Raw genomic sequence first — 13,363 nt, forward strand, 5'->3', positions numbered from 1 at the left:
TCGTAGCCCGGGCGCCCCGTCGCAGCGGGAACCGAGCGGACAAAGCCGAGACCTGACAGGTCGAGCCCGTCGACAAAGGCGTCGATCACGCGGACGGCCGCCTCCGCCCCCACGTAATCTTCGACGCACGCCGGCATCAGCCACGCCTGAGCCCGATCCTCGCCGACGATGTATCCCATGAAAATGGCCGCCCCGTTCCCGAGGCGGCCAGTCTATCAAATTGCCCGGCTTTCCACACAGCCTGGAGACGCCGGGCCTTTCTCATCGCGTCTTCGCGAGCCGGCGAGAGTCGCCTCCCGCCCGCCCTGTCAGTAGCGGTAATGGTCCGGCTTGAAGGGGCCGTTCTCGGAGACGCCGATATAGGCGGCCTGATCAGGACGCAGCTTCGAGAGCTTCACGCCGATCTTCTCGAGGTGGAGCATCGCCACCTTCTCGTCCAGCGCCTTGGGCAGGGTGTAGACTTGGCGCTCGTACTTGCCCGGGTTGGTCCAGAGCTCGATCTGGGCCAGGGTCTGGTTGGTGAACGAGGCCGACATCACGAAGGACGGGTGACCGGTCGCGTTGCCGAGGTTCACCAGGCGTCCCTCCGAGAGGAGGATGATGCGGTGGCCGTCGGGGAAGGTGATCTCGTCCACCTGCGGCTTGATGTTCGACCATTGCATGTTCTTCAGGCCGGCGACCTGAATCTCGTTGTCGAAATGGCCGATGTTGCAGACGATCGCCCGGTCCTTCATCGCCCGCATGTGGTCGAGGGTGATGATGTCCTTGTTGCCCGTGGCGGTGACGAAGATGTCGGCGCGGGGAGCGGCATCCTCCATCGTCACGACCTCGTAGCCTTCCATGGCGGCCTGGAGGGCGCAGATCGGGTCGACCTCGGACACCAGCACGCGGCAGCCGGCATGGCGCAGCGAGGAGGCCGAGCCCTTGCCGACATCGCCGAAGCCCGCGACCATGGCGACCTTTCCGGCCATCATCACGTCGGTGCCGCGGCGGATGCCGTCCACCAGCGATTCGCGGCAGCCGTAGAGGTTGTCGAACTTCGACTTGGTGACGGCGTCGTTCACGTTGATGGCCGGGAAGAGCAGCTTGCCCTCCTTGGCGAGGTTGTAGAGGCGGTGAACTCCGGTGGTGGTCTCTTCCGAGACGCCCTTGATCGAATCGGCGAGACCGGCGAACCAGCCCTTGGGCTTCTCGGCGAGCTTCTTCTTGAGCAGCGCGAAGAAGATCTCCTCCTCCTCCGACTCGGGCTTGTCGAGGAAGGCGGTGTCGCCGTTCTCAGCGCGGAGGCCCAGGTGGACGAACATCGTGGCGTCGCCGCCATCGTCGAGGATCATGTTCGGCATCGAGCCGTCATGCCAGTCGAACAGCTTGGAGGTGTAATCCCAATACTCGGTCAGCGTCTCGCCCTTGATGGCGAAGACCGGGATGCCGGCGGCGGCGATGGCGGCGGCGGCGTGGTCCTGGGTCGAGTAGATGTTGCACGAGACCCAGCGGATGTCGGCGCCGAGCGCCTTCAGGGTCTCGATCAGCACGGCCGTCTGGATCGTCATGTGCAGCGAGCCGGCGATCTTCGCGCCCTTCAGGGGCTGCGACGGACCGTATTCCTCGCGGGTGGCCATCAGGCCCGGCATCTCGGTCTCGGCGATCGAGATTTCCTTGCGGCCGTACTCGGCCAGGCCGATGTCCTTGACGATGTAATCATGTGCCATGGGGCGATGCTTTCTCTCGCTTCGTTATGGCGAAGGCCTATAGCAGGCGAGGCGCCCGGAGGCAATCAAGACATAAAGATGTCTTTATACGTGCTCCAGGCTGGGTGATCATACGTGTTCCAGGCTGGGTGATCGCAACACGGACGAGGAGAGAGATGGGACGCTTTACCGACGAGATGCGGGCCCGCCTGCCGGGCGCCTTCACGCTGCCGCCGGAGATCGCGGCCCTGTTCGACTGGATAGAGGAGCGCGGCCTTCTGCACGAGAGTCAGCGTGTGCCGGGCGATCGGTTCGGGACGCTCCAGCCCTTGGAGCCGCCTTACCGCGGCGCCGTCGTTCTGTTCCGGGTCGAGGGCGAGGACGAGGACGAGGCCCGCTCCTATGCGCAGGATTGGTTCGGAAGCCCCGAACCCGCCGCGCACCTGATCCCCTTCGCCCGGACGGGCGCGGACGGTTCCTATGCCGCCTTCTGGCTCGATGACGAGGGATGTCAGCGCATCGTCCATCTCGGTTCCGAGGGCGATGGGCTCTGCGTGCTCGGACGGACGCCCCTCGATTTCCTGCGGCTTCTCGCCATCGGTCACAACGAGCTGGGCACTGGCCTCGCGGATCCCGACGCGGAGCCGGAGGACGAACCCGATTACGACATGGAGGTGGACAACCCGCCCTTCCGGGATTGGCTGACGACGACCTACGGCGTGACGATCCCCAGGACGGTCGCCGAGATCGTGCCGACGCCACCGGACGGTTTTGCCAGGGAGAGCGACGACCCGTTCTGGCGATGGGTGCATCGGCTTCAGGAGGACAGGGACCGGGCCGCCCCATAAAAGTCCCTGCCAATGACCCGCCCGACGAGATCGTCCCCGGTGCGCTCGAGCGGTCATGAGCCTCAGCCCTCGTCGCGCAACTGCCGCCGAATGATCTTGCCGGTCGTAGTCATCGGCAAGCTCTCGCGAAACGCGATCTCGCGGGGATATTCGTGGGCCGAGAGCCGGGAGCGGACGAAGGCCTTGATCTCGTCGGCCAGGGCTTCGCTCTGAACGACACCGTCGCGCAGGACCACGAAGGCCTTGACGATCTCGGTGCGGAGCGGGTCCGGCTTGCCCACCGCCGCCGCGGAGGCGACCGCCGGATGGCGCAGGAGGCAATCCTCGATCTCCACCGGTCCGATACGGTAGGCCGCCGAGGTGATGAGGTCGTCCTCGCGGCCGATGAAATGGACGTAGCCGTTGGCATCCCGCCGGGCGGTGTCCCCGGTGAGCATCCACTCCCCGCGAAACTTGGCGGCGGTGGCCTCGGGCTGGTTCCAGTAGCCGAGGAACATCACCGGGTCGGGCCGGGCGACGCAGATCTCGCCGGGCTCGTCCACCGCCGTCTCGCCGCCGTCGGCGCGCTGGATCATGACCCGGTGGCCGGGCACCGGCCGGCCGGTGGAGCCCGCCCGCGCGATGCCGGCCGCCTTGCAGGAGGCGAGGACGAGGTTGCACTCGGTCTGGCCATAGGCCTCGCCGATGGTGAGACCGAGTTCGCTGCGGACCCACTCGAACGTCTCGGGGCCCAGGGCCTCGCCCGCCGAAGCGATGTTGCGGAGCCGGGAGAGATCGAAACGCTCGCGCGGGTCGGACACGCCGCGCAGCATCCGCAGGGCGGTGGGCGGCAGGAACGTCGTCGTGATTCCGAGTTCGGCGATGAGGGCCAGGGCCGAGTCCGGCGCGAACCGCGCAGTGGGCCGCGCCACCACCGGCACGCCGTGATGCAGGCTCGGCAGGACCGCGTTGAGGAGGCCGCCCGCCCAGGCCCAGTCGGAGGGCGTCCACATCAGGTCGCCGGCTTTGGGGGGGAAGTCGTGCATCATGGCGAAGCCCGGCAGATGGCCGAGGAGCACGCGATGGGCGTGGAGCGCCCCCTTGGCGAGGCCGGTCGTGCCGGACGTGTAGATCATCAGGGCCGGATCGTCGGCCCGGCTGTCGATGGCCGTGAAGCCGGTCGGGGCCGAGGCGATCAGATCGGCATAGTCCAGGGCTCCGCCGACGGCACCGTCGAGACAGACGAGATGGGCGAGGGCCGGGAGGGCGTGGCGAATGCCCTCGATCTTCGCCAGTCCGGCCGCGTCGGTGATGAGCGCGGCAGCGCCGGAATCGGACAGGCGGTATTCCAGCGCCTCCGGGCCGAACAGGCCGGCCAGCGGCAGGGCGATGGCGCCGAGCTTGTAGGCGGCGGCATGGGCGATCACGACGGCGGCGGATTGCGGCAGAAGCACCCCGACGCGGTCGCCGGGGCGCAGGCCGAGTCCGACGAGGGCGTGAGCGAGGCGGTTCGATGCCTCGCTCAACTCTCCGAACGTCGTCGTCGTCACCGCCCCCGAGGACGAGACGTCGTGGATCGCGGCGCGATCCGGCTCGATCGCGGCCCAGCGGTCGCAGACATCGACGCCGATGTTGAATCGCTCGGGAATGTCCCAGGCGAAACCCGACACCAGGGCATCGTAATCGGGGGCGGGTTTCAGCACGACGAAGACCTCACGCCCCGGCGGTCCTGAAGCCGCCGGCGAACACGAAATCCGTGATCGGGCGGCGTCCGGTCGGGCTCTCCTTGGCCGTCTGCTCCTCCGTGAGATCGGCCGCAGGGGTCATGCGGCCGACGCCATAGGCGGCCTCCACCCGATAGGTCTCCGGTACGTTGAGGGCCGTGATCGTGCGCTCCCTGTCGAAGCCGGTCATTCCGTGCGCATGCCAGCCCTGGCGGATCGCCTGGAGCTGGAAGTTGGCCGAGGCCGCGCCGGCGTCGAGGGAATGGCTCCAGGACGGCTTCAACTCGTCGCCGACCTTCATCTGCGTGTTCGAGACCAGGATGACGATGGCCCCGGTATCCTTCACCCATTTCTGGTTGCCGGGCACGATCAGGTCGAAGAACACCTGCCAGTCGGGCGTATCGCGCAGAGCGTAGAGGAAGCGCCAGGGCTGCGAGTTATACGCTGACGGCGCCCATCGCGCCGCCTCGAACATGCGCAGCAACTCCGCTTCCGGCACGGCCTCACCGGTGAAGGCGCGCGGCGAGCGGCGCTCGACGAAGAGCGGATCGATCTCGTGGTCGGTCTGACGAGGCGGCAAGGCAATCTCCAAAGGTAACGAATCCGCATGGCACATTCGTGCCTGCCAAGCGTTCAGGGGGAGATGCACGAGGTTGGGTGCAAAGCGCAAATGTCCCGTACGCACACCGACTGAAGGCTCGCCAAATTCCATTTAACGTTGTATAGAATTGCTCAAATTTGAGCGATCACTTATAGGGAACGTCAGTGTCGATAGGTATATTCATTCCCGCTGACAGTCTCTTTGACACAGCGATGAGACGAAACGGCGGTTTCAAGGTTGAGGACGGTCTGGTCCAAAGCTTGGGCTAGTGCGATTTCGGGGCGAATGGCCGTGGGCCGTGGACACATCGCGTGACTGAACAATCGATTTGCCGGTTGAATATTGACGTGAAGCCGGTGGCCGATGCCTTGAGCGTCGGCTCGGACATGCGCATGCTCGACGCCATCGATCGGCAGCTGCACACGCAGAGCTTGAAGCTGGCCTTCGACCCCGATCTCGAAGCGCGCTTCGAGGAGGACACGCGCGAGAAGCGCGTCCGCGACATCCGTCGCACGGTCATTCTCGGAATGGGCGTTTTCCACATCTACAATATCGCCGGTTTCGTCACGACACCTGACTTGGCCTGGCTCAATGTCTGCCTGCGCGTCCTGGCGATGACGCCGATCGCGCTGCTGATCATATGGGCTGTGGGACGGGTGAGCGGACCGGTCAGGGAAGCCATCGGTGGAATCGGCATGCTCGCCGCGACCGGCATCCCCATCCTGATCTTCTGGATGGGAACGGGCCCCCTGGTCTCACTGACCACGGCGACGATCTGGCTCAGCGTCCTCTTCGCCAACATCACCCTACCCCTTCGCTTCTTCTGGGCCTGCTTCCTGTCGGCCATCACGGCCGTGGCCGTGGTGGCGGGGCTGTGTCTCAAGCCGGAGATCGTGCCTTCGGTGGGGGGCGTCCTCGGTCTCGACATGATGACCGGCATCCTCTTCAGCCTCGTCGCCACCTACAGGATCGAAGCCGCGAACCGCCGGGACTATCTCGTCAACCTGCGCGAGACCCTGCGCGCCAAGCGGTTGGCCGAGGACAACACGACCCTCGCCCACCTCTCCACCACCGATCCCCTCACCGGCATCGCCAACCGTCGGGCCTTCGCCCGCGAACTCTCGGAGTTCTGGGAGGCCAGCCTGGCAGGCCGGCATTTCGCCGTGATGTTGATCGACGTCGACTATTTCAAGCTCTTCAACGATCATTACGGCCACGGCGCGGGCGACACCTGTTTGCGTGAGGTCGCCACCCTCCTGGCGAAGACGGCCGCGGGCTCGGGAGCGTTCGTGTGCCGCTATGGCGGCGAGGAATTCGCCGTCCTCATGCACACCAAAGACCCCGACGAAGCCTATGGATTCGCGGAGCGGTTCCGCCGCAGCGTTGCCGAGAAGGGTCTCCTGCACGACAACAGGAACGACGATCTCGGCTTCGTCAGCGTCAGCATCGGCGTCGCGACGAGTTGCGGCGTCGCGGTCACGACCGGGGGGCTGATCGAGGCGGCCGACATGGCGCTGTACGAGGCCAAAGGCTCGGGCCGGAACCGGACCGGTCGCAACGGCAGGACCGGCAACGGCGAAGGCGGCTCCGCGAGACGCGTGGTCGCCGCCCATTGGAGCGCCACCCAGACACCACCCGTCGCCAAGGCGGGATGACCGGCGCGCCTAGGTGGGGTCAGCGACAAGGGCCGCCAGTTTCGCGCCTCACGACCTGCTGAGGGTCATGTCCTCGGTCATGATGGCGAGGCGATGAAGGCGTAGCCGTCGCCGCTCCTCTCGATATGTCCACGGTTGGCGAGGTGCATCCCGGCAACCGCCAGCCCCTCCACCACCGCCCTGTCGAAAACCCGCCGCCGCGTGGCCAGCGCCTCGGCCGGGTCGAGGTCCCAGATCACGGACCAGTCGGGATGCGGTATCTGCAGGATGCGGGAGTGGATGACGTCGCCCCAGACCAGCAGGCGCTGGGCGCCATCCTCGAAGAGCAGGCCGGCATGGCCGGGCGTATGGCCGGGCAAGGGTACGAAGGTGACGCCCGGCATCAGGTCGGCATGGCCGGTGACACGCCGTATCCGCCCCGCATAGGCCGCGAGAACGGCCAGGGCGGTGTCGAAGAACGGCCCCATCTCCGCCGATGCTCGGGCACGCGAGGCCGGATCGCTCCAGTAGACCGCCTCGGCATCCTGCACCACGATCTCCGCATTGGGGAAGCGCGCCGCGCCTCCGGGAAGGAGCAGGCCGCCGGCATGATCCACGTGGAGATGGGTCAGCCAGACGGCGTCGATGCGGGACGGGTCGATCCCGCGAGCGGCAAGAGCCGCCGGCATCCGGCCGAGATCGGGGCCGAACAGGGTGCCGCAGCCGGCATCCGCCAGGCATAGCCGCGTCCCGCGCCGGACCAGGAACGCATTGACCGGCTCGGGCGAAGGTCCAGCCGGCGGGAGGCCGGCGGCGGTCAGCAGAGCGCGCCCCGCCTCGCTGTCGGCGGCCGGGATCATGCTCGGCTCCAAGGGGAACGTGCCGTCGTCGAGAGGCTCGATCTCGAACCCGCCGACCCGGTAGATCGCGGCGGCGGGAGCGGCCCGGACGGTCTCCGACCAGAGCAAAGGCAGCAGCGGCGCGGCGCCGAGGAGGGTTCGGCGCGTCAGGCGGGGGAGCGCCGGGGAAACGGGCGGTATCGAGCCGTGCATGGTGATGGTCCTGACGTCGATCGTGATCCAGACTTCGGTCGTGGTCCGATTGTCGCCCAGGTCTTCGGCCGGCGCGAGGGAATATCTCCCGACGGCAGGCGGGAATTCTTCCCGATCGGCCCGGCCCCCGCTTGCCCGGAGACCCGTGATCGTTGCCAGATGCCGGACGGCGCGCCATACCCCTCGATGAACTCGGCCCGCGGGAAGCGGACATCCTGCGTCTGATGGCGCTGGGAGCGACGGTCGCGTCCATCGCCGAGACCCTCTGCCTGAGCCGCAAGACGATCCAGAACACCCTGTCTCTGATCAAGGCGAAGCTCCGTGCGGAGACGGACGCGCATCTGGTCTGGATCGCAGCCCGCACCGGTCTCGTCCAACCGGAGGACGAGGCCGGCGCGGGCTGGGCGTGAGCTAATCGACGACCTTCGCCGTGGGGCGGTCGTTGCCCTGGGCGGTCTCGTCGTGCCAGTCGCCCTTGCCGTCCTGGTAGCGGATGCCTTCCGTGGAGCCCGGCACCTGCTGCTCGGCGGCGGCGGCCTGGGCGGCCTGCAGGGCTTCGTCGTGGCTCGGGAAGGTCTCGGAGAAGACGTCGCCGACCTTGTAGGCGAAGCCGCCATCGTGTTCGACGATGCGGTAAGTGATCTCGGACATGCGGGTGTCTCCTCGCGGCGCCGGCGTATCGGCGCCAGGGTCATCGGCAAGGCGAACGGGGCGGGCCTGTCCGAGGTTCCGTCGCAGGCTCAGTGCCGGGTGGGCAGAGCATGGTCGAGGACGGCCACCGCAGCCTCGCAGCCGGCGATGAGCGAGCCCCGGACATCGCTCGGGTCGAAGCCGACTCCGTCAGGAAACGCCATGATGTGAGCGGTGTCCCTCCCCTCCCGGTGGATCCTACAGATCCAGCCCTCGGCGACCCGCTCGAAGCGCACCTCGAAACGTATGCCGTCATGCTCGAATTCGTGAGGGTCCATCTCTGTCGTTCTTCCCAGCCGGTGGATCACGGCCCGTCCGGTGGGCCTCGCCGGATGTGGGAAGCCGGGCTATGGCGTCAACGGCCGACTGGAATGCGAGAAAGATCCGACGATGCGCCTTCTCCTGCCTGCCGCGTCCCTCTGCGCGATTCTCGCCTGTCCGGCGGCCTTTGCCCAATCGGGCGCAAGCCTGTTCGGGAGCCCCGAGCGCGTGCCGGCAAATCCGTTCGCGTCGAACTATCCCTCGGCCGCCCCACCCCGCGCCCATCCCGCCTACGAACGCTCGCCGGGCGGGGAGGTTCGGCGGCGCGCTGTGCGACCGCAGCGGACCGATTCGCTGCTTCCTCCCCGCGACATCCCCCGATGACGCGGCCACAGGGAATCAGCTCTGGCTCAATTCGCCGGCGATGGCGGTGACGATGCGGGGATCGTTGGGCTCCACCGACGAGGGATAGGCACCGACGAGTCCTCCGTCGCGGCCCACCAGATATTTGTGGAAGTTCCAGTTCGGCGTGGAGCCGGGCTTCTCGGCGGCGGCCCAGCGATAGAACGGATGGGCCTGAGGGCCGCGCACATGGGTCTTGGCGACGACGGGGAAGGTGACGCCGTGATTCCGGCGGGCCGCCTCGGCGATGGCGACGCCGTCGAGGGGCTCCTGATTGCCGAAATCCGGTGACGGCACGGCGATCACCGTCAGGCCGCGCCCGCCGAAGCGTGTCCACAGCGCCTGGAGCCCCGAGAATTGCCCGGCGAAGCCGCAGGCGGTGGCGGTGTTGACGATGAGGATCGGCTTGTCCGCGAAATCCTTCAAGGCGATCAGCCCGCCTTCCGGTTTCTCGAAGGTGAAGGCCCCGGCATTGCCGTCGTTGGTGGCGGCGCGGGCGCCGGTGGCGATGACGGTCCCGAGAAGGATCAGGGCTTGGCGGCGAAGTAGGGTCATCGAGGGTCGCTCCCTTGCAGAGCCGAGGATGGGAATCGGCCCGCCCGCGACCCTGCCGAAAGTAGTCCGGTCTTACCGCCTGTCCACCATCGGGCACGGTGATGGTGGAACCTTTCGCAAGGGCTCAGCTTGAGCGAGGACCGAGTTCGACCCCCGAACCCAGAGCGGAAAGACACGCCCTATGCGCATCCTGTTGCTTGCAGCGACCCTCGCAGCGCCCCTCGTCTTCGCAGGAGCGACGATGGCCGGCGCTCAGACGACGGATCCGCAGAACGCGGGCTCGGCACCGGTGCCGGCGGCGCCCGCCACCCTCAGCAACGATCTGCGTCCGACCTTCGTCGCCCAGACCCCCACGGACCGGGTCACGTCCAAACTGATCGGCCTGACGATCCAGAACGGCGCCAACGAGACGATCGGCGAGATCGCCGACATCGTTCTCGACGAGGGCAGCACCATCAAGGCCTGGGTGGTCGGCGTCGGCGGCTTCCTCGGCATCGGCACGAAATACGTGGCCGTGGATCCCAGCGCCCTGAAGCTCACCCGCGTCGACGACAAGACGCTGAAGGCGACGATCGACACCAACAAGGACCAGCTCCGCGCCGCCCCGGAATATGTCTATCTCGGCCAGGCCAAGCCCAATTCCGGCGACGCGAAGCCGGCGGACACGAAGGCCTCCGACACCAGGCCGGCAGACGGCAAGACGGCCCCCTGAGATCGATCTCGCCGCGCATCCGCGTTGCGGCACCAAAACGAGAGAGGCGGCCGAGACATCATTGCCTCGGCCGCCTCTCTCGTTCCTGGTCCGGATCCGGACCGGCCGACTCAGTTGCGCGTGCAGAGCGCCTCGCGCACGGTGCTGGCGACCGCATCGTTCCTGACTTCGTTCGTGACGAACACGTCGCCGGTCGCCTCGTCGATCACTTCGGGCAGGGGGTCACACGGCGCCTCGTTGGCGAAGACGATACGCAGGTCGGGCCGCAATGCGCGTGCCTCGAGGACCAGCTTGGTGGAGCACAACTCGCCTTTGAGGCTGATGTCGGTCACCAGAACGTCAACCGGAAGGCCGAGCGCCAGGACCGTCATCGCGTCGACACCGGAATCGACGGTCGTCGCCGAGTAGCCGGCGCGTCGGATCTGCGAGGCGACCTCGTCGCGCCAATGCTTCTGTCGTCCGGCGATCAGAACCTGAACGCCATAGGCTCCGCCGGTGGAAGCCGTCGATTCCATGATCGAATCTCCTCGTTCCTGTCGGGACCTGCCTGGATCGGCACGAGCCGACACCGGCACGGCGATCACTGTGCGACGCAGCATCGTAGGATGCGATGGTGTCGCAAGACAAGGAGCCTTTGCCAGCAGCCGACCTGTATCAAGGGAATTCCTCTCCGGCTCGACTGTTCCCTGGATCGGTGGCGCATCGGCCGCTGCGGCGGTTGACGGGGCGGCAATGCACGGGGCAACACGGCCCCGCCGCGCGATGCCATCGTTCGCGGCGGACAGCCGGAGCCGGACCGACCGATGTCATCAGCCAAAGCCACTCCCGTCTCGCCCCTCGCCCCGACGAGCGTGCCCGAGCTTCCACCCATCGGCGGCGTCGGCATCGCCACCGCACAGGCCGGCATCCGCTATTCCGGGCGCACCGATGTGCTCTACCTCGCGATGCAGCCGGGAACGCAGGCGGCGGGGGTGTTCACCCGCTCCAAATGCCCGTCGGCCCCCGTGGACTGGTGTCGCGAAGCCCTGGCGCGCGAAGGCGCCCGCGCCCTGATCGTCAATTCCGGCAACGCCAATGCCTTCACCGGCGCGCGCGGCCGGGACGCCGTGGCGCTGACCGCCAAGATCGGCGCAGAAGCGGCCGGATGCCGGCCCGACGAGATCTTCATCGCCTCCACCGGCGTCATCGGCGAACCCCTCGACGCGACGAAGTTCGAGGGCGTGCTGGCCGATTGCGCCTCGCGGACCGAGACCGGCCCCGAAGCCTGGGCGGCGGCGGCGCAGGCGATCATGACCACCGACACGTTCCCCAAGCTCGCCACCCGCACGGCGACGATCGACGGGACGCCCGTGACGATCAACGGCATCGCCAAGGGTGCGGGCATGATCGCCCCCGACATGGCGACGATGCTGAGCTTCGTCTTCACCGACGCGGCCCTGCCGCAGGTCGTGCTCCAAACGCTTCTGAGCGCCGGCACGCAGACGAGTTTCAACTGCGTGACGGTGGACGGCGACACCTCCACCTCCGACACGCTGATGCTGTTCGCCACCGGAGCCGCCGGCAACGCGCCCGTGACCGATCCGGGCGACGCCCGCCTGTCGGGCTTCCGGGCGGCGCTGGACGACCTCTTGATCGAGCTGGCGCAGCTCGTGGCCAAGGATGGCGAGGGCGCGCGCAAGTTCGTCACCGTCAACGTGAAGGGCGCGACGAGCGATGCGTCCGCGCACCGCATCGGCATGTCCATCGCCAACTCGCCCCTGGTGAAGACGGCCATTGCCGGCGAGGATGCCAATTGGGGCCGCGTCGTGATGGCGGTGGGCAAGGCCGGCGAGCCCGCCGACCGCGATCGCCTCGCGATCTGGTTCGGCGACGTCCGCGTCGCCCGCGAAGGCGCCCGCGACCCGGATTACAGCGAGGCGGCGGCGAGCGCCGTCATGCGCGAATCGGATGTGTCGGTCACGGTCGACCTCGGTCTCGGCGACGGCACGGCGCGGGTTTGGACCTGCGACCTGACCAAGGGCTATATCGAGATCAACGGGGATTACCGCTCATGAGGCGCCTCCTCCACCGGGCGGCGGCGGCGAGCCTCGCCCTCGCCCTCACGATTCCCACCCTCGCGATCCCCGCCTCGGCGGACGACGACAAGGCCAGGAACGAGAGCCGCATCGTGGTGACCGGCCGCGCCCGCGCCGAGACGCCGCCCGACTTCGCCTCGGTGGAGATCGGGATCGAGGCCAGGGGTGCGACGCCCGCCGCCGCCCTCGACGGAGCGAGCACCGTCGTCCGCGCACTCATCGCGCTGTCGTCCGGGTTCGGCGTCGGCGAGACGGATATCGGCACGACGGCGGTCACCCTCACCCAGGCGACGCGCGAGGTGCGCCAGCCCGACGGCAGCACCACCGAGAAGCCCGACGGCTACCGCGCCGCCAACAGCGTACGGGTGCGCCTCGCCGACATGGGCAAGCTCGGCGAGCTGATGCGCAAGGCCCTCGATGCCGGCGCCAACCGGATCGAGGGCGTGGCGTTCGGCCTGAAGGATCCCGAAGCGGCGGAAGCCACCGTGCAGGTGGCGGCCCTGAAGGATGCGATGGCGCAGGCCGGACGCCTCGCGGAAGCGGCAGGGGTGAAGCTCGGAGCGCCCCTGTTGATCCAGACGACGCCTCAGGGCGGCGGGATGCCGATGGCGATGGCGCCGTCGCCGGTGCGGTCCAAGCGCTCCGGCGTGCCGGTGCCGCTCGCGGCGGGCACGATCGAGACGAGCGCCGAGATCTCGGCCAGCTTCGCGATCCTGCCGTGACGCCGCCTCCGTTCCGCATCCTCCTCGTGGTGGCGGTCGCCCTGGTGGATGCGGATGGCCGTGTCCTCCTGGCCCAGCGCCCGGAGGGCAAGCAGCTCGCCGGTCTCTGGGAGTTCCCCGGCGGCAAGGTCGAGGCGGGAGAGCGGCCGGAGGAGACCCTCATCCGCGAATTGCGCGAGGAGATCGGGATCGAGGTGAAGGAGGCCTGCCTCGCCCCCCTCACCTTCGCGAGCCACGCCTATCCCGACTTCCACCTGCTGATGCCGCTCTATGTCTGCCGCCGCTGGGAGGGCACGGCCCGGTCCATGGAGGGACAGGCCCTGAAATGGGTGCACCCGCGCGCTCTCAAGGACCAGCCGATGCCCCCGGCCGATGCGCCGCTGACCCCGTTCCTGGTCGATCTCCTCGGGCCTTGATGGA

General features: G+C 67.9%; 14 protein-coding genes and 1 pseudogene. 7 read left to right on the top strand and 8 right to left on the bottom strand.

What is annotated here, in order from left to right; all coding sequences use genetic code 11:
- Positions 1 to 308 precede the first annotated feature (308 nt).
- Positions 309 to 1,709: an adenosylhomocysteinase gene (gene ahcY / locus MKK51_RS20570; protein WP_243980350.1), complete on the bottom strand. Its 1,401-nt coding sequence runs from the start codon at positions 1,707 to 1,709 to the stop codon at positions 309 to 311.
- A 155-nt stretch (positions 1,710 to 1,864) separates the two neighbouring features.
- On the opposite strand from ahcY, the gene MKK51_RS20575 reads away from it, so the two are divergent.
- Positions 1,865 to 2,536, top strand: a complete 672-nt coding sequence (locus MKK51_RS20575) for a hypothetical protein (protein ID WP_243980352.1) — start codon at positions 1,865 to 1,867, stop codon at positions 2,534 to 2,536.
- 62 nt (positions 2,537 to 2,598) lie between these two features.
- Here the strand turns inward: MKK51_RS20575 and MKK51_RS20580 are convergent, their stop codons facing one another.
- Positions 2,599 to 4,218 carry an AMP-binding protein gene (locus tag MKK51_RS20580; RefSeq protein WP_243980354.1) on the bottom strand — a complete coding sequence of 540 codons (1,620 nt, stop codon included), beginning with the start codon at positions 4,216 to 4,218 and terminating at the stop codon, positions 2,599 to 2,601.
- 10 nt (positions 4,219 to 4,228) lie between these two features.
- Positions 4,229 to 4,855, bottom strand: a complete 627-nt coding sequence (locus MKK51_RS20585; protein WP_243980355.1) for a nitroreductase family protein — start codon at positions 4,853 to 4,855, stop codon at positions 4,229 to 4,231.
- A 320-nt stretch (positions 4,856 to 5,175) separates the two neighbouring features.
- Here MKK51_RS20585 and MKK51_RS20590 point away from each other — a divergent pair, with 320 nt between their 5' ends.
- Positions 5,176 to 6,495, top strand: coding sequence for a GGDEF domain-containing protein (locus tag MKK51_RS20590; protein WP_243980357.1), 1,320 nt, complete (start codon positions 5,176 to 5,178; stop codon positions 6,493 to 6,495).
- A gap of 77 nt (positions 6,496 to 6,572) precedes the next feature.
- Here the strand turns inward: MKK51_RS20590 and MKK51_RS20595 are convergent, their stop codons facing one another.
- Positions 6,573 to 7,526, bottom strand: a complete 954-nt coding sequence (locus MKK51_RS20595; RefSeq protein ID WP_243980359.1) for an MBL fold metallo-hydrolase — start codon at positions 7,524 to 7,526, stop codon at positions 6,573 to 6,575.
- 161 nt (positions 7,527 to 7,687) lie between these two features.
- Between MKK51_RS20595 and MKK51_RS20600 the strand changes: the two are divergent.
- Positions 7,688 to 7,936: pseudogene (locus MKK51_RS20600) on the top strand (response regulator transcription factor); the annotation flags it as partial.
- Position 7,937: 1 nt separating this feature from the next.
- On the opposite strand, the gene MKK51_RS20605 reads toward MKK51_RS20600, so the two are convergent.
- The 3 genes from MKK51_RS20605 to MKK51_RS20615 all read right to left on the bottom strand — a co-directional run bounded on the left by MKK51_RS20605 (position 7,938) and on the right by MKK51_RS20615 (position 9,434).
- Complete coding sequence (locus tag MKK51_RS20605; RefSeq protein ID WP_018042095.1) at positions 7,938 to 8,177, bottom strand: hypothetical protein; 240 nt, start codon at positions 8,175 to 8,177, stop codon at positions 7,938 to 7,940.
- Between the two features lie 89 nt (positions 8,178 to 8,266).
- Positions 8,267 to 8,494 carry a hypothetical protein gene (locus MKK51_RS20610; RefSeq protein ID WP_243980361.1) on the bottom strand — a complete coding sequence of 76 codons (228 nt, stop codon included), beginning with the start codon at positions 8,492 to 8,494 and terminating at the stop codon, positions 8,267 to 8,269.
- 382 nt (positions 8,495 to 8,876) lie between these two features.
- Positions 8,877 to 9,434: a glutathione peroxidase gene (locus MKK51_RS20615; RefSeq protein ID WP_243980363.1), complete on the bottom strand. Its 558-nt coding sequence runs from the start codon at positions 9,432 to 9,434 to the stop codon at positions 8,877 to 8,879.
- Between the two features lie 181 nt (positions 9,435 to 9,615).
- On the opposite strand from MKK51_RS20615, the gene MKK51_RS20620 reads away from it, so the two are divergent.
- Positions 9,616 to 10,146 carry a PRC-barrel domain-containing protein gene (locus tag MKK51_RS20620; RefSeq protein WP_243980365.1) on the top strand — a complete coding sequence of 177 codons (531 nt, stop codon included), beginning with the start codon at positions 9,616 to 9,618 and terminating at the stop codon, positions 10,144 to 10,146.
- 110 nt (positions 10,147 to 10,256) lie between these two features.
- Here the strand turns inward: MKK51_RS20620 and MKK51_RS20625 are convergent, their stop codons facing one another.
- Complete coding sequence (locus MKK51_RS20625) at positions 10,257 to 10,661, bottom strand: histidine kinase (RefSeq protein WP_243980368.1); 405 nt, start codon at positions 10,659 to 10,661, stop codon at positions 10,257 to 10,259.
- A gap of 288 nt (positions 10,662 to 10,949) precedes the next feature.
- Between MKK51_RS20625 and argJ the strand changes: the two genes are divergently transcribed.
- The 3 genes from argJ to mutT are packed head-to-tail and all read left to right on the top strand — an operon-like array spanning position 10,950 to position 13,359.
- On the top strand, positions 10,950 to 12,200 hold the full coding sequence (gene argJ, locus MKK51_RS20630) for a bifunctional glutamate N-acetyltransferase/amino-acid acetyltransferase ArgJ (RefSeq protein ID WP_243980370.1): 1,251 nt from the start codon (positions 10,950 to 10,952) through the stop codon (positions 12,198 to 12,200).
- Positions 12,197 to 12,943 carry an SIMPL domain-containing protein gene (locus tag MKK51_RS20635; protein WP_243980372.1) on the top strand — a complete coding sequence of 249 codons (747 nt, stop codon included), beginning with the start codon at positions 12,197 to 12,199 and terminating at the stop codon, positions 12,941 to 12,943. Before argJ ends, MKK51_RS20635 begins: the two co-directional genes overlap by 4 nt.
- Positions 12,940 to 13,359 carry an 8-oxo-dGTP diphosphatase MutT gene (mutT, locus tag MKK51_RS20640; protein WP_243980374.1) on the top strand — a complete coding sequence of 140 codons (420 nt, stop codon included), beginning with the start codon at positions 12,940 to 12,942 and terminating at the stop codon, positions 13,357 to 13,359. Before MKK51_RS20635 ends, mutT begins: the two co-directional genes overlap by 4 nt.
- Positions 13,360 to 13,363: the final 4 nt, after the last annotated feature.

The organism is Methylobacterium sp. E-045, assembly GCF_022829685.1.
GTDB lineage: Bacteria > Pseudomonadota > Alphaproteobacteria > Rhizobiales > Beijerinckiaceae > Methylobacterium.

Bases quoted from the DNA above. Each gene is read 5' to 3' on its own strand.
- ahcY (WP_243980350.1), bottom strand. From the start codon at position 1,709: ATGGCACATGATTACATCGTCAAGGACATCGGCCTGGCCGAGTACGGC.
- MKK51_RS20575 (WP_243980352.1), top strand. From the start codon at position 1,865: ATGGGACGCTTTACCGACGAGATGCGGGCCCGCCTGCCGGGCGCCTTC.
- MKK51_RS20585 (WP_243980355.1), bottom strand. From the start codon at position 4,855: ATGTGCCATGCGGATTCGTTACCTTTGGAGATTGCCTTGCCGCCTCGT.
- MKK51_RS20595 (WP_243980359.1), bottom strand. From the start codon at position 7,526: ATGCACGGCTCGATACCGCCCGTTTCCCCGGCGCTCCCCCGCCTGACG.
- MKK51_RS20605 (WP_018042095.1), bottom strand. From the start codon at position 8,177: ATGTCCGAGATCACTTACCGCATCGTCGAACACGATGGCGGCTTCGCC.
- MKK51_RS20610 (WP_243980361.1), bottom strand. From the start codon at position 8,494: ATGGACCCTCACGAATTCGAGCATGACGGCATACGTTTCGAGGTGCGC.
- MKK51_RS20615 (WP_243980363.1), bottom strand. From the start codon at position 9,434: ATGACCCTACTTCGCCGCCAAGCCCTGATCCTTCTCGGGACCGTCATC.
- MKK51_RS20620 (WP_243980365.1), top strand. From the start codon at position 9,616: ATGCGCATCCTGTTGCTTGCAGCGACCCTCGCAGCGCCCCTCGTCTTC.
- MKK51_RS20625 (WP_243980368.1), bottom strand. From the start codon at position 10,661: ATGGAATCGACGGCTTCCACCGGCGGAGCCTATGGCGTTCAGGTTCTG.
- argJ (WP_243980370.1), top strand. From the start codon at position 10,950: ATGTCATCAGCCAAAGCCACTCCCGTCTCGCCCCTCGCCCCGACGAGC.
- MKK51_RS20635 (WP_243980372.1), top strand. From the start codon at position 12,197: ATGAGGCGCCTCCTCCACCGGGCGGCGGCGGCGAGCCTCGCCCTCGCC.